The sequence below is a fragment of the Devosia sp. Soil_C_22 genome, from assembly GCF_057657195.1.
On sequence record NZ_JBDGIY010000003.1, the window covers coordinates 103,079 to 122,881 of the forward strand.

The following is a 19,803-nucleotide window of genomic DNA, read 5'->3' on the forward strand; positions in this document are numbered from 1 at the left end:
CCGAGCACCTTGCCCGAACCGTCGATGCCGCTACCGCCCGCTGCCGAGACAGTGTTGGTCGAGTAGGCGAGGATCTGGGTCGCGTTGGTGGCCGAGACGATGACATCGCCATCGTCGGCGCCGTCGGCATCCACCACCGCGTTCTTGATCGACGCCTTGGCGTCGCCGCGCGCATCGTTATAGGCGATGGAGAGGCCGATCGCCTTGGCGTTGGTGGTCTGGATGTTCCCGAGGTTGGGGAAGAAGATGTCCTTGTAGTCGGACGTCCTCAGCTGCTTCCACAGCGTGATATCGCCGTAGTTGACCGTCGTGAGGTCGGCATCGACGAGGTCGGCCGTGCCGATATACTCGTAAACTTCGCCCGCATTGACGTCGAGCAGCAGCCACTTGGTCGTGTCGGTGAGCGTAATGCCTGTATTCTGGGTGATCGGATCGGTGCCCAGATAGCGGTAGATCTGGCCGCCCTTTTCCACCAGGTCGCCCTGGATCAGGTTGAGCGGTGCATCGGGCAGCGCGGCGTCGAGATCGACTTCGGCATCGAGGTATTGCAGCGCCACGCGGACCTTGTCGCCCGTGTGGATCGTCCGCTCGCCCGAGCGGGTGGTGTATTCATAGTCGCCCGCGCCCAGCCGGTCGGCGATGCCGCCCACCATGTCGGTGATGGCCGAGATCGTGTTCGAGGGCAGCGCAGTCGCCACCACCTTGATATTGGCCGAGATCTTGGCGTTGTTGTCCGCTTGGACCAGTACGGACTCGTCGGCCTCGACCTGCTTGCCGGTAGTGCCGGTATTGTCGATATAGGCCTCTGCGCCGGCGCTGACCTTGTTCATCGTCAGCAGCGCTGCAGCCGCCATGCCCTTGGCGCCATATTTGGCCACCACGCCGAACGGGTTCTCCCATTCCTGCTTGGTCTCGTTGCCGGTGCGCGCGTCGATCTCGGCCGAGTTCTCGGCCGTCACCGCGATCGAGCCGGCCACGTCGACATCCGAGCGGAGGATGGACGCGGTGGTCGAGAACGGCATCTCGTTGCCGATCGCCTTAGCCACCTCGGGCGAGCCAATGATGGCGTCGACCGTATCGAAGAACAGGTTCTGCGGCTTCCAGCCGATCGCGTTGAAGGCGATCACCGCGTTCATCGCCTTGCCGGTCGAGGCGATCTGGCTGAGCGCAGTGGCATCGATCACCGCAGCATTGGTCGCGGCGACCGTCAGGTCATTGCCCGCGCCGGTGCCCTTGGTGATCGTCGAATCCGTCACCGTGGCGAGCGTGGTCCCCAGGATCGTGTTGGACACCGACACGCCGCCCATGGCGCTCGCGGCATTGCCGTCCGTCGAGTTCTCGGACTTGATGACGCTGATATCGGTGGCCTTGATCGTCGCCACCTGGTCGGCCGTGACCGAAACGGCGCCCGCTGCATTGATGGTCGACTCGACCACCTGCGCCTTCACATAGGCATCGATCTGGTTGCGGCCGAAGATACCGCCCTTGGCCGAGCTGCCCGTGCCGATGAACTTCTTGGTTTCCTTGTCGCCGCCGAACTTGGCGAGGAGGCCCGTCTGCACCAGCGCCGCCGGAACGATGGCGTCGGTGTTGAGTTTTTTCCAGAACCCGAAATCGTTGAAGTTGGCGGTCGCGAGATTGATGTTCGTCGCGTCGGCGCCCATGAACTCGTAGACGTCGCCCGGCTGGCCCACGGTCGCGGTCCAGTTGGCATCCGTCGCGAAGTCGATGCCGGCCAGCGAGGTCAGCGTGCCGCCGCCGGTATAGCGATAGACGATGCCATCGCTCATCACGCGGTCGCCCGCGACGATGTTGATGCTGGCATCGGGGATCAGGTCGTCGAGATCGACTTCGGGCGTCTCGACCCGCACCCGGTCGCCCAGCGTCAGCGGCGCGCTGCCCGGCGCCGAACCCGGCGTGCCCGACTTGGTCGTGTACTTGTAGTCGTCGACCACGGCGCTGATGATGTCGCTGAGGACATCGGTGCCGTAGGTGGTCGCCGTCTGGTTGTCGGCGCCGACATTGGTCAGCGTGTCGATGATCGCCGAGTTTTCGGCATGCACATCAACGCTGGCCGCCGTCACCGAGCCGCCATCGATCGAGGCGGTGGCGCTGTTGGCGATCTTGTTGCCGGCAATGGCGAGGGCCAGCGAAGCCGACTTGGTCTGCGCCAGCGACTGGAAGGCCGCCGAGGCCTTGTTGTCGAGCACGACCGTGATCAGGCCTTCCGACAGCGCCTCGACCAGCACGTCGCCCGACGACTGCACGACCGAATCCTCGATCGTGGCGGTGACGTCGTAGGGGTTCTGCTTCCTCAGCTGCACGTCGGTGGCGCCGGCGAGCTCGGCGGAATCGTCCACCAGGTCGCCCAGCAGCGTCTCGACGGAATCGAACAGCACGTTGCTGCGTTCCCAGCCGATCGTGTTGTTGGCGATCTGCAGCGCCTGCATCTTCTTGGCACCGACGCCCGTCGAGATCGCCGAGTTCTCGGCATTGATCTTGGACGAATTGTCGGCGCTGACGGTCACGTCGCCGATCTTGTCGGCCACATCGCCCAGCGTCGCATCGACGATCTTCGCCGAAGTCTCGCCCTGAATCAGGTTAGTCGAGATGATGCCGCTCTGCGCCTTGGTCGAGCCGCCGGCGAGCAGCTTCTGGAAGATGAAGCCCTTGACCCCGCTGGGCGCGATCTTCTTGAGCACGCGCTTTTCGTCGAACGCGCCGCCGCCCTGCACTTCGTTGAGCACGTCGGTATTGGCGTCGATCTCGCCGACCGACTTGGCCGTGACTGCAACGCTCGCCGCGTCGACGTCGGCGCGGGTCAGCAGCGCCGTGGCGCCGCCGCGAATGTCGTTGAGCGCCACTACCGCGCCGGTGGCTCCGGCGCCGACCGAGCGCAGGTTGTACTGCTCGGTGAGGATCGAATAGTCGAGGTCCTGCTTCCACAGGTCCTTGTCGGTGAAATCGACCTCGGTGAGGTCAAGCGTCGGATTGTCGGCACCAAGATAGGTATAGGTGTCGCCCGGTTCGCCCTTGATCGCCTTCCACAGGCTCTCGTTGGAGAAATCGGTCTGCGGGCTGACCGACTTCCAGTCGGTGATGGTGAGCGTACCCGGCCCGACATACTGGTAGAGCTTGCCCTGGCTGCCGAGCTCGGAGACCAGCAGAATCTCGCCCTGCGTAACCGTCACAGGCGTCTTCTTGTCGGTGACCTTCTGGTAGTCGAGCCCGACCACCGTGCCATAGCCGACCGGCTGCACGAGCCCGTCGCCGAGCGTGCGCTCGGTATCCATGGTGATGCCGCGGGTCGAGGTATCCTGCCCGGTGAGAATGCCTTCGACGGTGTTGGCAAGGCCGAACTCGAGGAAGCGCTCGAGCGAGTGGAGGCCGCCATCGGTGCTGGCGATCGCCGAGCCGGTGAGCTTCACATTGGCGTTGATGCGCGTGTCGTCGGTCGCTTCGACCGTCAGCGCGCCGGTGGCGGCGACGGACTTGTCGCTCACCCCGTCGATGGTCGCGGTGGCCGAGCGGCTGATCTGGTTGTTGGCGACGGCAGCGCCCGTCACCTTGGCCGAGGTCTTGAGGACGCCGACATCCGAGGACTGCTTGGACGAGCTCGAAACCGTCGAGTTGACCACGCCCTTGGAGAGCGCAGTGACCGACAGCGCCCCGGCAGCGACGACCGCGCTGTCGACGATCGAGGCGGAAACCGCGACCGGCGTCTCGTCCTGGAAGAACTCCGTACCCAGCAACGCATCCAGCGTCGCCTTCTGGAAGGCGAGCGTGTTGCCGTTGACCTCGGGCCCGCCGCCGATGGTGAAGCCGATGATGTTCATCGTCTCCATCAAGCCGGTCGACTTCGAGCCGCCCTTGAGCTGCTTCAGCAGCTTGTTGCCGGTGATGCCCTTGCCTTCGACATTCATGAAGATCGTGGCATCGAGGAAGCTGTCGTCGGTCGCCTCGACCTTGATGTCGCCGCCGGCCGTGGTCGTGACCGTGCCGCCCTGGATCTTGGCCGTGGTCGAGCCATTGACGATATTGGCGGCGAGGAAGCCGCCCATCACCTTCTTGGCCGTGGTCGGATCGGTCGGGTCGATATCCCCGTCTTCCTCGAGCGGCACCGAATGGACAAAGACGGTGGCCGTGGTGCCGTTGAAGGCGGTGACCGTTACGTCGCCAGCGGCGTTCACGCTCGATGCGGTCAGCGCCGCGATCGTGTCCTTCTGGATCTGGTTGATCACCGAGACGCGCGCGATGTGCTTCTTGACCACCGGGTCCGGCTCGGCCCCGTTGAGGTCGAGCGCCGGCTGGAACGGCGTCGCATAGGCGAACACGGTCGACGTGTCGGTCGCGTTGATGCTCACGCCACCGGCGCCGGCCAGAACCACCGATTCATCGAGGGTGGCCGAAGTCGCGCCGATCACCTCGTTCTCGGAATCGAGGCTGGTCGAGGTGTAGTAGGTATCGCTCCTGGCCGCGATCGCGAGCCCGCCGACGGCGCCTGCGCCATTGGCGATGGTGACGCCGCGCACCAGCACCGTGGTGCTCTCGTTGGCTTCATTGGTCGCCGAACCGAGCGCATTCGAGATGATCTCGTCGCGGATGTCGCCCTGGCTGGTCGCCGTGATGCTGACCTGCCCGGAGGCGGCGAGCACGCTCGGCCGGGTCGAGACGGTGCCCGACTGCTGGCCGACATTCACCGAGGTCGTGCGGTTGACCAGCGTATCGGAATCGATCGCCGAGAACACGACGACCGTCTGCAGCTTGGGCAGGAACGCGTCGATCTCGGTTTGCAGCGTGTCGCGCACCAGCGTGCTGTCGGTCGCCGCGATATTGATCGTGCCGGCCCCGCTGACCGCCGAGACCGTGGCCGTCTGCGACACGGTTACCGACGTGGTGTTGGTGACGTTGACGTCCGCCTCGACCTTGGCGTTCTGGAAATCGACGACGTTGCCGAAATTCTCCATCAGCATCCGGATGTCATCCATCGCGATGACGCCGGCTTCGAGCAGCTCGGTGAAATACTGGTCGATCGAGCTGATCGTGGCGCCCATCGCCTGGATGATGTCGAAAATTCCCTGCGGCACCTGGATCTGCGGGGTGCCCGGCAGCACGGCACTGGTGGTGAACACCGTGGTCGGGATGGTGATCTCGGCAAGCCCGAGGAAACCGGGGATCTGCACCTCGGTCAGCATCACGTCGACGTCGACATCGGTATCGGCCGTAATCGAAACCGCTTGCCCGCTGATCGAAGCGCCAGCGTTGACCGCCACTGTCGAAGTATTGGTCAGCGTCGTCGAAATCGTGCGCAGGGTGCTGGCCGCCTGGCCGTGCGAGCGCACGGTGTTGGAGGCGATCGAGGCGACCTTTACCGCGCCGGTGGCGTTCAGCGAACCGTTCAACGTCACCGTGGCCGAAGCCGCCGCCGCCACGCTCAGCGTCGCCGCGTTGTTGTCGCCATCTGCATTGGCGTTGCTGGCGTCGATCGCGATACGCGACCAGTCGACCGCACGGATGTCGATGGCGTCGGCGGTGATGACCGCGGACGAGCCGATATTGATGTCCTCGGCGCTGAGTCCGAGATTGCCGCCCACATTGATGATCGAGTTGACGACGATCTCCTCGCCGCCATCGACCATCAGCGAGAAGCTGGCATTGGACGGCAGCGAGGCGATGGTGGTGACGTTGGCGCTGTCACCCAGATACAGCCACGTCTGGCCGGTGATCGTGTAGTCGTTATTGGTGCCGCCATTGGTGACGACGCGCAGCGTATTGGCCCCACCGCTCTGCACCGAGACATTCTTGTTGCCGGCCGAGCTGATCACGTCGCTGAGGTCGATGACCTGGATGCCGCCGCCGACCGCGAATGGCTCCATGTTCTCGAACGTCAGCGTCGAGCTGTTGGAAAGCCCGACCGAGCCCGAGCCGTTGGCGCCGAGCAGGCCCGTGCCCGCCATGGCGCTGAGACCGCCCGAATAGACGACGGTGTCGTTGCCGCCATAACCGCCGTCGACCACCCCGGTAATCTTGCCCGGGTTGGCGAAGGTGAAAGTATCGGCATTGCCGTCAGCGCCTTCGAGATTTTCGACGCCGATGAAGGTGAGATCGACCCGCTGGCCGTCGACGCTGCCGGCATTCTCGCCGGTGATCGACCAGGCCGTCGCGTCCGAGCTGTCATAGATCAGCTTGTCGTTGCCGAGACCGCCATTGAAGCTGAATGTGCCCGGCAGCCCGTTGGTGCCAAAGGAATCCTCGTCGATCCTGAGGCTGTCGTCGCCCGCGCCGCCGGTGATGGAGATCGAGGTGATCGAGCTCAGGTCGCCAAAGGCAAGCACCTTGCCGCCCTGCGCCTGGTCGAGGATCTCGACGCGCTTGACGGTCACGCTGCCAGATTCGGTGGTCTGGATTTCCTCGACCAGCCGGACCAGCAGTTCATGATCCTGGCTCGGGTTGTCGGTCGAGAGGTTGACGGTCAGGTCGCCGTTGAGCAGCAGGCGCGGCTCCAGCGAGTCGAAGACGAGGCGTACGCGTTCGGCGAGCTGCCGATCCGTCCGGCTGCGGCGGAGCAGCCGCGCCAGCCTGTCCTTCAGCGCCGTGGTGAGCCGCACCTTGCGGTGCGACGTCGGGCGGCCGAAAATGCCTTCGGAACGGAACGGATATGCCATCTTGCCCTCGGACCGGCGCTCAGACGCACCGATTTGTAACGCTATGACGCACTACGCGTTCGAACCCCGCACCGGCCGGCGCGAGGTTCCGTCAGGGTTCCGCTACAGTCCGGGGATCGCCCCGTGGAAACCCGCGTCCGCTAAAAGCCGCGGACGTTCGAGATGGTCAGGCAGCAGTCTCCTGCTCGGGCGCGGTCGGCGTCTCCGAGGCAATCCCGAGCCGCTCCGCCGTCGCCTGCAGGTTTCGCAGCGACTGCAGGTGCAGATAAATGAGCTCGAGATCTTCGGAGGCGAACAGCGTCGCGAGTTGGTCGCTCGTCACCCCTTTGAGCCGATCGCGGCTGACCACCTCAAAGCCCGAAAGCATGAGGTTACGGCCGCCCCGCAGCGTGAACTGCGCCTGCATCGGCTCCAGCAGGTTGAGCTGGCGCAGACGCCTCGTCAGCTCCTTGGTGCGCTGGAATTGCACCTGGTAGGCCTGAAGGAAACCGAGCACCCCCCGCAGATACTGCGTTTGCTCGCCTTCGGCATCGAACAGGCGTTCTCCGCGCCCGTCATTGTTGGCCCCCTCGAAGGACTCGTCGATGCACAGCGTGAAGGTTTCACCATCATCGCTCGACGAGAACACGAAGGGATAGCGACGCAGGAAGGCGGGGACGTACTTGCCCAGCCATTTGCCCTCGGCATCGACGAACAGGTTTTCGTTCTCCCGTACGCCCAGCAGCACGGCCGGGATGATCTCGTCCCCCTGCCCTGCAAAGACAATCGTCATGTCATTGGCGACTTGCGCGAATTCGGCCACCATCAACGGCACCGAGTTCACGCCGACGGAAAACGAGTAATCGTTGCCCGTCTTTACCGACAGGCCACCGTGCCGCGACCGGTTTACAGGCGTGGCGGTTTCATAGATCAGCAACTGCTTTGCCAAGTGCGTCCCCCTCGGCTCCAGGCTGACGCCCCTGGCAGCGATTTACAAACCTATGCCTAACAATGTGACGGGACACATTCAACACGCATTCTCGTCACAATCGACACAACTTCATGTCGTGACGGAAGTCCGTACTACGTGCGAGTACTTAAGCCGGGATCGCGTAGGGTCGCAGATCGGCCGCCATGTCGCCGAATCTGGCGACGTAAGCCTCGGTCAGACCGAGGCAGGCCCGGGAGTTACAGCTGGCCCGGTGCGGGCAGCGATAGAAGCCGTTCCTGTCGAATTCCACCCAGAAATCCGGGTCAATCAGCAGCGCCGCCTGCCCGTTGTCCAGCCGCCAGTCGTCTCCACCAAGGAGACATTGCGGCACATTCTTGATCTCGGCGGCAACGCCCCGGGCATCGGCACGCCGGCAGGCTTCTCGCAAGTAGGGAATAATTAACCGATAGTCGGCGAGCAAATTTTTGTTATCGGTCTCGCTCATCGGGAAATAGTGCCAGAATTCCATTTGCGTGAGAGCTGTGACGCCTTTCAACGCATCAACTACTTCCGGCAATAGTCGATAGCTTAGCTCGGTCACCACCGTGTTGGTGATGATCGCCGTGCCCGGTACACCCGAGATGATCTCGAGCCCCCGCATCATCTTGTCGAACGAGCCCTTGACCGCGGTGATCCCGTCATGGGTCGCCGCATCGCACCCGGCAACCGAGACGAAGAACTCGTCTATCCCCGCCTCGATGAGCTTTTCGGCATAACCCGGCCGGCTCAGGTGCATGCCGTGCGTCTGGATGCGGATATGCTTGAACCCGGCCGCCCGGGCGCGCTGAGCCAGTTCCGGCAGGTCGCGCCTGAGCGTGATCTCCGAGCCGGTCATCACCAGCCCGGTCCAGCTGCGGTCGCGCTCGTTCTTGGCCAGCACGCGATCGAATTCGGCGTCAGAGACCGGCTGCAGCCGGTCCATGGTGCCCTCGATCATGCAATGCACGCAGCGCAGGTTGCACCGGAACTCCAGTGTCGCCGACACGTAGCTGGCATTGTCGTAGCGGCCCATCGCGCCCTCAGGCAAAGCCGTAGATGGCGGTCTTGCGCACCTTCAGCTCGCTCCCGATCATCGCATAATCGAGCCCAAGATCGAAATAGAGATGATCAAGACGATTAAGGTTCGCCGTCACGAAGTCTCGCAGCAACGTCGGATAACCGTGCCGTCCGAGGAAATCGGCCATCTGCGCCGCCCTCACCCGCGAGTAATAGATGCCGTCCGACTGCCTCTTGTTGGCAATCACGGTGACCACCCCCAGGCCCTCCGGGGCGAGCAGCCGGTCGGCGACCGCCGCCGCATCGTCGAAATGCGCCGAAGTCACGAGTTTCTGGCGCAGCGCCTCGGCCTGATCGCGAGTGTGAAAGAAGTGGTAGAGGTTGGCGAACTCCAGTCCCGCCGCCGTCAGCCGGTAGGATAGCCCGGATGAAAGGTCGCTGCTCGGGTTTCCGAAATAGATGCTGATCTCCTCGATCGGCCGGCCGGCCGCGATCCCTGCCGGATCGAGGTCGATCGAGAACATGAAATAGGGCCGCTCGCCCGGGATCGCCAGCGCCGACGGCACGAACGGTTTCAGGCACGTCAGCACCCGCTCCACCGACACCTGCCGGCCGGTTCGCGCGTAATCGTAGAAATAGAGCTCGTAGGTCAGCCGCCCGTCGGCCTGCTTCAGCCCCCACACGGTCTGCCCGCGCTCGAGTTCGGCCTGCAGCGCGCGGATCACCGCCATCAGCGCCTCGCCCTGCGGATCGAGCCGGGTTGCGGCCCACAGCACCGCCTCGCTGCGCAGCTTGCCGGCAACGGGTGTCAGCGGCTCGTATGGCCACAGGCAGAAATCGGCATGCCGGTCCGAAGCGGTGGCCAGCAGCTCTATCGGGATCGGCTCAACCATGCGCGACCTTGGTCATGGCATAGTAGAGCGTCACGAACTCGATGCCCTGCGCATCACGGCCGATGGCGACATGGCCCAACATCGTCCCCTGCCCATCGGCGAGGATTTCGGCTGTCGCTTCGGGTATTTCGAATGCCGTGCACAGGTCAGCCAATGCCCGCTTGTGCCGGGCCAGCGGCGTGTTGATGCGATAGAGGTTGATGTCGAACGATTTTCGCGGGGTCTCCTCGTCCTCGACCAGCATCACGTCGACCCGACCGCGCGGTGTGATCAGCTCGCCCAGCACCCGGTCGGCAAAGGCGACGGAGATTGGCCCCGCCTCGCCCGCCATGGTGTCTCTGAGCGCCGCGCGCGCCTCGATCCCGTTGGTCGGGAACGGCATGTGCCGGTAGAGCGAGAAATTCGCCGTCTGCCCCGGGAGCCACTTGGCCGAGAGGAACAGCGTATCGTCCGGCAGGTCATCGCGCCCGGACTTGCCGAGCTGATATTCGACGTAGAGCTTGAACAGCGGCGGCGCGATCCCGTCGCAGCCCAGATGCACCGTCAGCACCCGATCCCAGCTGCGCAGCAACCGCTCGATCGACTTTGCATCGCAGCCCAGGGTCTCGGCAATCTCGCGAAATTTCGCGTTCGGCCGTGCGCCCAGCACGGGCGGCTGGCACGTGACGAGGAAGCGATCTTTCGACACCCGGCCCGGCCTGAGCTTCACCGAACGCTCGATCACGTGCGGCCCGTCGAGGGCCTCGACATAGCGCCGCATGTCGGCCGCGGTCGGCGCGCGATCGAGCAATGCAGTCTTCATCACCCCTCCTTGCGCGCCATGATCACCTGGAACGGCATGTCGAGCATGGCTTCGGCCACGCCCTCGAGCGCGAAGCCAGCCTCGGCGAGAAGCTTCGCATATGTCTCGGCCGGCCGGAAGAAGGGCAGGAAGGCGAGGTTTGCCACCATGGCGAACGGGAATTCCGCATCCAGCACCATCGGCGCCCGCTCGGCAATCACCAGCCGTCCGCCCGGATAGAGCGCATCCGCGGCCTTGCCGAGGAAGACGGCCGCCATGTCGTCGGGCCAGTCGTGCAGCATCGACTTGAACACGATCGCATCCACCGGCCCCGGCAGTCGCTCCCGCCGCAGGTCGCACGGCGCGAACCGCACCCGCTCTGCCCCGGGCCGCCCGGCGACGTTCCGCTCGCCCAGCACGCACACCGCCGGCAGGTCCGCTACCGTCACCTCGAGCGTCGGGTAGCGCTGCGCGAGGCACAGCCCGAACTCGCCGCTATTGCCGCCGACATCGAGCACTCGCCGCGCCCCCTCCAGCCCCAGCAGCGGCGCCAGCACCGGCCCCTCGTGCCGCGTCAGCGCCGTCGTGTAGCGCACCCAGCGCGCGGTCGTCTCCAACTCCGTCGGCCCGGTGCCGAGCGCCGCCGAATAATCGAAGATGCGGAACACCTCGGCCGCCTGCACGAAGGCGCCGGGGCTCTTGAGCAGCAACTCGAAGCGCTGGTGGATGTCGGGCGCGATCGCCAGCAGGAACCACAGCCTCGCCTCGAGCAGGTCCCGCACCACCAGGATCTGCCGGAAGCCCGCGGTGAGCGCCAGCACGCCCTCCCCCTCGACCACACCGGTCGCAGTCAGTTGCCCGACCAGCAGCGCCAGCCCGACCGGATGCAGCTCGCCCGCTCCTGGCAGATGCGCCACCGCGACCGGCCCGCCCTCCAGCCGATCGATCCAGCCCAGCCGCAAAGCCCGCTCGAGGCTGCGCGCCCCGACCTCGCTCGCCAGCAGCCGGTCGATGCTCCGGAACGGCTCAGCCGCCTCGCCCATGTCGTGCCCCTCGTAAGAGGGTCGATCGATAGCACGCGAGGCTGCGACGCAGCTATCCCGTCACCACGCCACGGCACTCCACGGACCGAGCCGCAGCACTTGACCGTCCTGCGAATACTCGCCGGTACAGGCGGGCACGCCGTCGAGCGAACAGTTCAGCACCCCAGCCTGATCGGACGGGTTCAGGGCCATCGTGAGCGTGCCGTTCTCGAACACCCAGCTCACCAGCAGGCAATTGCCGTAGCGATAGGATTTCGTGTCGAGATGGGGCGACGCAGAGAGTGGCCAGAGTTTTTCGCGGCGCCAGGCCGTGAGTTGCCGGAACCGCTCCAGCGCCGCCCGATGCTCGGGCGCCTCGAAGTCGCTCCAGCCAAGCTTGGCCTGCTCGAACGTGGCGAGATCGTTGGGATCGGGCAACCCCGCTTCCGGCACCGTCTCGTTGAACATCTCTTCCATCTGCTTGTAGCGGTCGTCCTGCTTGTCCCTGGCCGCTGCGTCAGGCAGATCGGTGAAGAATGGGAAGGGAGTGCGCAGCTGCCCTTCCTCGCCCATGAAAAACAGCGGGATCTGCGGGCCCAGCAGCGCCACGAAGTGCAGAAAATCGAGCTTGTTCGCGCCGATCCGGTCCGGCAGCCGCTTGCTGTCGCCACGGTTGCCGACCTGGTCGTGGTTCTGCACGTAGGTGATGAACGCATCGGCCGGCAGGCGGCTCGCCGGTTCGCCGCGTGTGTGCCCATCCGTCGGTCCGTCGACCTCGCCGTCGTGCACGAAGCCATCGGCCAAGGCCTTCTCAAGGTCGGCGATCGGGTCCTTGGCCGGATCGTCATACCCATATTTGGGCTCGCCGGTGACGAGGTGGTTGAGCACGTGATGGATGTCGTCGTTCCACTGCGCGACGAAATTCAGGGGTTCGTTCGTCTCCTCCGCCCGGTCGAGCCAGCTGGCGGCGTTGTCGACATTCTCGACGGTCAGCTTGGCATGGTCCTTGGCGCCGCGCGCGGCCTTGGACAGATCTCCGAGGAACTGGTCACGACGCCCGGTCTTGATCTCGTGGATGGCATCGAAGCGCAGCCCGTCGAAATCATACTCGGTCAGCCACATGATGGCGTTCTCGTAGTAGAACTGCCGGACCATCGGCTGCTCGAAATTCACCCCCGGCCCCCAGGGCGTCTCGACCTCCGGGTTGAACCACTCGGGCGCATAGTCGACGACGAAATTGTCCGTCTCGCCGAAGTGGTTGTAGACCACGTCGAGCACCATGCAGAGCCCGAGCTCATGCGCCCGGTCGACCAGCGCGCGCAGCTCCTCGGGCGTGCCATAGGCGGTCTCGGGCGCAAAGATCAGCGTGCCGTCATAGCCCCAGTTGCGCGCGCCCGGGAACTCGTTGATCGGCATGATCTCGAGGCAGGTATAGCCGGCATCCCGGAAATGCTCGAGCCGCCGGCGCAGGGCGTTGAACGTGCCTTCGGGCGTCACCGTCCCGACATGCACTTCGCAGATCACCGTTTCGTGCCACGGCCGTAGCGGGCCGCTGCGCTCCGCTCGCGGGATCGGGCGCCGGACGACGCTCCACCCGTTGGTGTGACCGTCCTGCTGCCGCGACGCGAGATCCGGGAATTCCAGCCCGCCGACCCTGAACCTGTACCGCGTGCCCGGTCCGACGCCTTCCACCATACAGTCGAGGAAGCCCTCGCCACTCGGCTCCATCGCTATTGGTTCACGGCCGTCGATCGACAGCTGCGCCATGGGCGCGCTCGGCGCCCACAGGCGAAACCGGGTGCCATGTTCCAGTACCAGCGGCCCAAACCTGTAAGGGTATGCATCCGCCACCCGCCCAGCGTCCTCGCCCGACCTGTCTTCCGTCAGTTCCAACATCTGTCCGCAACTTGCTTCACTGAGCCGCACGCCCTGCCACCGCCCCAGTCCGGGCGGCTAGGGGAAAGCCGGGTTCATCGGCGACGGATTGGGGTTGTCGGTGAGGTCCTCCTCCTCTCGCGCCGCCTCCACGGTCTCATCCTCGAACTCGCGTGCCGGCGCGGTCTCGGCTGGCACCGGGCCATTTGCCACGCGCGGCTCGCGCAACGTCTCCATCAGCTCGAGCCCGCGCCCGACCCGCTCGGCCACCGAGACGTCGAACCGTCCATCCGGTCCCGTTTCCTCGTAGTCTCGCAACTCCTCCACCGTCACGCCCGCCTCGGCGGCGAACACGTCGCGGTCGATGCCCAGCGCCAGGCGGCGGTTATGATCGCCCTTCGGCGAGCGCTCGGTAGGATTGGTGGGAAAGGTCATCGAAGCCTCCTTTGCATGCTGCAGGAAGAAGCTCCGACCGGCGATTTGGTTTCTACGATCTCGCCATCCGCCGACTCGGCGTCGGCATCCACCCCGGACGATCGGCTGGCCCGTCAGGCCGAGCGCTCGGCCGGCTGCCGCGACAGCCTGCCCGCCGCACCACGGTCGAGGAAGAGATGGCAGGCTGCATGCTGTTGCAGGATTGAAGCCGGGCACAGGTTGGTCACCGGGCCCTCGAGCACGCTCCTGACTGCATCCGCCTTGCGCTCGTCGGGCACGGTGACGATGATCTCCCGACTCGACATGATCCGTTGCACGGTCATCGACACCGCTTCGGTCGGCACGGCATCGAAGGTGGGAAACCAGCCTTCGCGCAGCTGCTGCAGCCGGCAAGGCTCATCGAGGACGACGCGCTTAAACGCGGCCGCGGTGTCGAAATCGGCCGGCGGATCGTTGAAGGCGAGGTGCCCATTCTCGCCGATGCCGGCAAAGGTCACATCGATCGGATGGCCGTCGAGCAGCCCGTTGAGGCGGGCGATCTCGGCATCGAGATCGTCGGCGTCGCCCGCGATGAAATGGAACGCGCGCAAGCTCGGCAAACGGTCGGTGAAACGCTCGCGCAGGTAGCGGCGAAAGCTCGCCGGCGCCTGGTCGGAAATGCCGACATACTCATCGAGGTGGAAGCCGGTGACGCGCGACCAGTCCACTTTCGTCGTGCCCGACCAGCGCCTCCAGCATTTCGAACTGGCTGGCACCCGTCGCCACCACCACATTGGCGCTGCCGCGCTGCTCGATGGCGCGCTGTATCGCCTCCGCTCCCCGCGCTGCCGCCGCCGCTCCACCATCAGCCTTGGCGGGATAGTAGTGGATGTCGATCATGCGGTCCTCGTCTGACGGGCCGGAGGAAGATGCCCCGGCATGCAGAGGGCGGCTACTTGCCGCCCTTGCTGAGCTCGATCGCCTTGCGCCGCGCGATGTCGAGATACTCGGTCGGCACCGCGTTGCTGGGCTGCCAGATGATCTCGCGCAGCTTGTCGACCGGGAGCTTCGGGTTACGGTGCTCGTCGTAGAGCCCGTTCTTTTCCTGCTGTGTGTCGGTGATCTGCGTGTAGCAGAAGCCCGAGAGCTCCGGGCTCTTGTAGATCGCCGCGAACAAGTCGCGCAGGATCTCCAGATACTCCTCCTCGCTGCCGACCGTCGCATAGCCCATCCAGTTCTGCCCGGCGGCCGGGTGGAAGGAAATGCCGCCGAACTCGGTGAGCATCACCGGCTGCTTGCGGTCGTCCTCGATCAGCCGCTGCCGCTTCCGGTTCGGCTTGAACGAAGCGAGCGTCGCGGCGATACCCTCGGCGCTGCCGAAGCGGTCGGTGAGCTGGTTGCCGTGCTGGGTGTAGTCATGGATGCCGACAATGTCGGAATAGGTATGCTCCCAGCCCTCGTTGGAAATCACCGGCCGGGTCGGATCGAGCGCCTTGGTGAGGTGGTAGAGCGAGGAGATATAGGCCTGCTGCGCCGGGTTGCGGGCCACATCCTCGACGCCCCAGCTCTCGTTGATCGGAACCCAGGTGACGATGCACGGGTTCGAGCGATCGCGATCGACGGCGCTCAGCCACTCGCGGGTGAAACGGTCGATGGCGGCCGGATTGAATTCGTAGGCGTTGGCCATTTCGCCCCAGACGAGCAAACCGAGATGATCGGCCCAGTAGAGGAAGCGCGGGTCCTCGATCTTCTGGTGGATGCGGCATGCATTGAAGCCGAGTGCCTTGATCAGTTCGACCTCGCGCCGCAGCGCGTCGGCGCTCGGTGCGGCGAGATGCGACTGCGGCCAGAACCCCTGCTCGAGCACGGAACGCACGAAGTACGGCTTGTCGTTGAGCAGGAACCGGCCCTCGCCGATACCGGCGCTGCGGAAGCCGAAATAGCTCGCGACAGCATCGGCCTGCTCGCCGCTATCGGCCAGCAGCGTTGCCGCCACGTCGATGATGTTGGGGGTCTCGGGCGACCAGTAGAGATCGCCGCGGCGCTGCCCGTTCCTGGCGCGCGGGATGCTGATGCTGGTCTCGACCGCATCGCCCGCCACCAGCACGTGCTGCACCGCCAGCACTTCCTCGCCCTTGCGCAGGCTGACCGACAGCCAGCCCTTGTGGGCACGGTTGAGCCGGGCCTCGACCTTGACGCTGTTCAGCGTGAGATCGGGGGTGAGGTGGAAGCTCGTGATATAGGTCGCCGGCACTGGCTCGACCCACACCGGCTGCCAGATGCCGGTCGTGCGGTCGTACCAGATGGCATGCGGGGTCGGCTCCCAGTCCTGCTTGCCGCGCGGCATGCTGCCATCGAGCGGCCGGTCTTCGGCGCGAACCACCACCACCTGCTCGCCCTCGACCAGCGCCGTGGTGACATCGGCGGAGAACGGCGTGTGCCCGCCCTCATGCGTCGCGATGAGCTGTCCGTTGACCCAGACGCGGGCGTTGTAGTCGACCGCGCCGAAATGCAGGATCAGCCGCTCGCCGGCCTGCTGCACGGCCGCGAACGTGCGGCGGTACCAGACCACCGGATGGTAGCTCTTGTCGTTGATGCCGGAGAGCTCGCTCTCGGGCGGGAACGGCACCTGGATCGGCCGGTCGAACCGCTCCGGCTGCACGAACCAGCGCGCGTCGAGCCCGACATCGTCGTCGTCGTAGGCGAACTGCCACGCGCCGCAGAGGTCGAACCAGCGGTCACGGGTAAGCCGGGGACGCGGATGCAGGATATCGGACATGGGAGATCTCGGTGGTTGGCCACTCTTCATGGGAAGATTCACGGGCACATCGCAAACGATTTTTCAAAAAAGGGAGTTTGCAACCGGGCGGGGAGACGCCCGGTTGCCTCGGGCGTCAGGACGGCACGTAGTCCTCACCCGGCTTCCAGTCGGCGAAAGCGTAGTCGTCGAGCGATACGGTGGCGCCCTTGGCGACCGCCGCGGCGATCGAGCGCTCGCGGTCCTGCTCGGACGCGGCGTTCAGCTGCGCCAGCGCTGCCTTGAGGTCGGGCACCTGGCCGGTCAGGACCCCCTGCAGGATCGCTCCGACGCTCGGGTTGATCGGCTTGGCCTCGGCCTGCACCATGGCGATGTCGCCGTTGCGCAGGATCGGGGTCGGGGCGTTGCGGACCGAGTCCTCGAAATACTGGACGATCCGCCGGTAGGCCGGGTGGACGCTGTCGTTGCCGAGCACGGCCGACACATCGGCCGGCGGCTGGTCCATGTTGCGGGCGAGACCGGCATAATACTCGTCGCTGGTCAGGTCGCTGAGCAGCTGATTGCCGCCTTCCGGGTTCTTGGATTGCGCTGACAGGAAGAACACCGGACCGGCCGGGCCGCGATAGAGCGAGGCTTCGTTGCCGTCGGGCGTGGGGATGGCCCCGACATCCATCTTGTCGGTGAAGTCGCTCAGGTTGTTGGCGACGCCGCCGGCGCACCACGGCCCATCGACGAAGAAGGCGGAGAGGCCGGTCGCCCAACGGGCACGGGAGGAGGACACGGTATACGTCTCGCTGCCCGGCACCATGTGCCCGTCGCGGTTGAGCGCGATGAAGAACTCGAAGGCGTTGAGATAGGCCGGATCGTCATAGGCGAAGGCGCCATCGGCGAAGCGGATGCCGTTGAGGCCCTGGAAGCCGGCGGCCTGGGCGAGGTCGTTGAGATGTTCGCCCATGCGCCCCGGGTTGCCGAGCGCGAGGGTATAGCCGAACGTCCCGGGCTTGTTCTTGGCCACCGCGGCGCAGGCGGCGCGGATGGCGTCATAGCTGCGCGGCGGGCTGGCCGGATCGAACTCCGCCGCCTCGGCCAGCGTGTTGTTGAACCACATGGCCGCGGTGTACTGGCGCGGGCTGAACAACGGGAAGCTATAGGGCTTGCCATCGAACGAGTGGACGCCCTCGACGATCTTGTCGCCGACCTTGGCCTTCGCAGCTTCGGAGAGCTCGATGGGCAGGAACCAGCCCTCGGCGGCAAGCGCCGGGGCGGGCAGGTCGAGGCCGGCCGTGGTGTGGATGTCGGGCAGCTGGTTGGACTGCTTGGCGAGCTGCAGCGCCTGGCCGAGCTTGGACACCTCGTAATACGTGAACTCGGTGGGAATGCCGGTCCTTTCGGTGAAGGCCCGCGCGAATTCCGGATGGAAGCGCTGGAGCGCGCCGAAATGGTCCCACCAGCGCAGCACCGGCGCCGATTGCGCGCGGGCCGGCAGCGCGGCCAGCGCCATTGCGGCCATCGACGTTCCGAGGAACGCGCGCCTGTTCAGATTGCTCATCTCAACCTCCCTTTTGTGGCGGCTCCCGGCCGCCGTTTGTGCCGGCTCCCCGCCGGCAGATCACGCTTTCACCGCACCGGCGATGCCTTCGACGAAATAGCGTTGCAGCAGCACGAACAGCACCACCACGGGCAGCAGCGAAATGACGCCGGCCGCGGCCATGCCGGACCAGTCGATGGCGTTCTCGCCCACGAAGGCCTGCATGCCGACGCTGAGCGTGCGCAGCTCCGGCCGGCTGAAGGTGAAGACCAGCGGCAGGAAGAACGCGTTCCAGGTGGCGAGGAAGGTCAGGAGCGCAACGGTGGCGGTCACCGGCAGCGCGAGCGGCAGCATGATCGATGCGAACACCCTGAGGAAGCCGGCGCCGTCGATGATCGCAGCCTCCTCGAGTTCCTTCGGCAGCTGTCGGAAATAGCCGGCATAGAGCAGGATCGCCGCGACGTTGGCGCCGCCCGATAGCGCCACGATGACACCCGCATGCGAGTTCATCAGCCCGAGCCGCATGGTGAGGTCGACCACCGGGATGATGGTGTAGCCGGTGGGCACGAACAGCGTCGCGACCAGGATGGCGAGGATCACCCGCGAGCCGAGAAATCTGTAGCGGCCGAGCACGTAGCCGGCGAGCGCGCAGCGTATGGTGACGATCACCACCGTGAAGGCCGTGACGATCACCGTGTTCCACAGATACTGGCCGAACTGCGCGTCGTTCCAGGCGCGCGAATAGTTCTGCCACTCGATCGTGCTGGGGATGAGGTTGAGCCCCGAGCTGAACACCTCGAACGAGGTCTTGAGCGAGGCCGACACCGTCCAGATGAACGGATAGACCCAGAGCCCGGCCCCAATCAGCAGGCCGATGGTGGCAAGCCACCACGGCGCCCGCTGCAGCATGTAGCGGCCCAGAGGCTTCGACGCGCTCACAGCTCGTTCCTCCGGCGCCGGGCGAAGCGCACGCCGAGCAGCTGCACCACGCCGATGACGCAGACGAGCAGACCGAACACCACCGCGGCCGCGGACGCATAGCCGAGCTGCGGGATGCTGGCGCCGAAGGCCCAGCGGTAGATGTAGATCTCGATGACCTCGGTGGCATAGAACGGCCCGCCGCCGGTCATGGTCAGCACCAGGTCGAACACCTGCAGCGTGTTCTCTATGGTCAGCAGCGTGATGATGATCAGGAACGGCACCAGCAGCGGCATGGTGATGTGCCGCAGCAGTGCGAACGGCCCTGCCCCGTCGATCCGCGCCGCCTCGTAGAGATCGCGCGGAATGGTCTGCAGCGCCGCCAGCCAGTAGACCAGCGTGATGCCAAAACCCTTCCACACGTAGACGGCGACCGTGGTCCACAGCGCCAGGTTCGGATCGCCGAGAAAGTTGAAGCCGCGCGGCGCAATGCCGGTCTCGCGCAACAGCACGTTCACCGGGCCGCTCACCGGATCGAAGATGAACTGCATCACCACCCCGACGATCGCCATGGTGGTGACTACCGGCAAGAAGAAGGCCGTGCGCAGCAGGGTGGACAGCGGCAGCTTGGGCGAGTTGAGGATGATTGCGAGCAGCAGCGCGCCGAGCACCCGCACCGGCACTACCGCCACCATGAACAGCATGGTGAGCCAGAACGAATTCCAGAACAGCGGATCGGCGAATACGGCGGCATAGTTGTCGAACCCGACGAAGCGCATGCCGGCGGTGAAGCCGTTCCACTCGATGAACGAGTACCAGTAGCTCGCGATGATCGGGTAGACCGTATAGGCCCCGAACAGCACGATGGTCGGTACGAGGAACAGCCAGATCCAGACGTCGCGGCTGCTGAGCACCGCACCGCCGGATGTCCTACGCGCGAGAGATGCTTCGCTGATCGCAGCCATGGGTCACCACCCGCGCGC

The 19,803-nt window shown here is 65.3% G+C and carries 14 protein-coding genes (1 of these 14 running past the window's edge); all 14 read right to left on the reverse strand.

Annotated features, from left to right (window positions below; translation table 11 throughout):
- A protein-coding gene (locus AC3A6I_RS20610; RefSeq protein WP_487545758.1) for a beta strand repeat-containing protein crosses the window boundary here: on the reverse strand, nt 1-6,665 show its 5' portion. Its footprint begins 23,215 nt before the window's first position; the window shows 6,665 of its 29,880 coding nt (coding positions 1-6,665); it begins with the start codon at nt 6,663-6,665; the stop codon falls past the left edge of the window.
- Nucleotides 6,666-6,831: 166 nt separating this feature from the next.
- Nucleotides 6,832-7,593 (reverse strand): SapC family protein, encoded by a 762-nt coding sequence (locus AC3A6I_RS20615; protein WP_487545759.1) that lies wholly within the window; start codon nt 7,591-7,593, stop codon nt 6,832-6,834.
- Nucleotides 7,594-7,741: 148 nt separating this feature from the next.
- Nucleotides 7,742-8,647 carry a radical SAM protein gene (locus AC3A6I_RS20620; RefSeq protein WP_487545760.1) on the reverse strand — a complete coding sequence of 302 codons (906 nt, stop codon included), beginning with the start codon at nt 8,645-8,647 and terminating at the stop codon, nt 7,742-7,744.
- A gap of 7 nt (nt 8,648-8,654) precedes the next feature.
- Nucleotides 8,655-9,524, reverse strand: coding sequence for a hypothetical protein (locus AC3A6I_RS20625; RefSeq protein WP_487545761.1), 870 nt, complete (start codon nt 9,522-9,524; stop codon nt 8,655-8,657).
- A complete protein-coding gene (locus AC3A6I_RS20630) occupies nt 9,517-10,326 on the reverse strand; it encodes a hypothetical protein (RefSeq protein WP_487545762.1) in 810 nt (269 codons plus the stop codon). The genes AC3A6I_RS20625 and AC3A6I_RS20630 overlap by 8 nt, the downstream gene beginning before the upstream one ends.
- Nucleotides 10,326-11,348 (reverse strand): methyltransferase, encoded by a 1,023-nt coding sequence (locus tag AC3A6I_RS20635; protein WP_487545763.1) that lies wholly within the window; start codon nt 11,346-11,348, stop codon nt 10,326-10,328. Before AC3A6I_RS20635 ends, AC3A6I_RS20630 begins: the two co-directional genes overlap by 1 nt.
- Before the next feature lie 60 nt (nt 11,349-11,408).
- Entirely contained in the window at nt 11,409-13,094 is a 1,686-nt protein-coding gene (locus AC3A6I_RS20640; protein WP_487545764.1) for an alpha-amylase family glycosyl hydrolase, read from the reverse strand.
- A 186-nt stretch (nt 13,095-13,280) separates the two neighbouring features.
- Nucleotides 13,281-13,637, reverse strand: a complete 357-nt coding sequence (locus AC3A6I_RS20645) for a hypothetical protein (protein WP_487545765.1) — start codon at nt 13,635-13,637, stop codon at nt 13,281-13,283.
- Between the two features lie 113 nt (nt 13,638-13,750).
- A complete protein-coding gene (locus tag AC3A6I_RS20650; protein WP_487545766.1) occupies nt 13,751-14,344 on the reverse strand; it encodes a 6-phosphogluconolactonase in 594 nt (197 codons plus the stop codon).
- A complete protein-coding gene (locus AC3A6I_RS20655; protein WP_487545767.1) occupies nt 14,307-14,516 on the reverse strand; it encodes a hypothetical protein in 210 nt (69 codons plus the stop codon). The genes AC3A6I_RS20650 and AC3A6I_RS20655 overlap by 38 nt, the downstream gene beginning before the upstream one ends.
- A 52-nt stretch (nt 14,517-14,568) precedes the next feature.
- A complete protein-coding gene (locus AC3A6I_RS20660) occupies nt 14,569-16,395 on the reverse strand; it encodes a glycoside hydrolase family 2 protein (RefSeq protein ID WP_487545768.1) in 1,827 nt (608 codons plus the stop codon).
- A 115-nt stretch (nt 16,396-16,510) separates the two neighbouring features.
- On the reverse strand, nt 16,511-17,923 hold the full coding sequence (locus AC3A6I_RS20665; protein ID WP_487545769.1) for an ABC transporter substrate-binding protein: 1,413 nt from the start codon (nt 17,921-17,923) through the stop codon (nt 16,511-16,513).
- Between the two features lie 60 nt (nt 17,924-17,983).
- Entirely contained in the window at nt 17,984-18,841 is an 858-nt protein-coding gene (locus AC3A6I_RS20670; RefSeq protein WP_487545770.1) for a carbohydrate ABC transporter permease, read from the reverse strand.
- Nucleotides 18,838-19,785 (reverse strand): carbohydrate ABC transporter permease, encoded by a 948-nt coding sequence (locus AC3A6I_RS20675; protein WP_487545771.1) that lies wholly within the window; start codon nt 19,783-19,785, stop codon nt 18,838-18,840. Before AC3A6I_RS20675 ends, AC3A6I_RS20670 begins: the two co-directional genes overlap by 4 nt.
- Between the last annotated feature and the right edge of the window lie 18 nt (nt 19,786-19,803).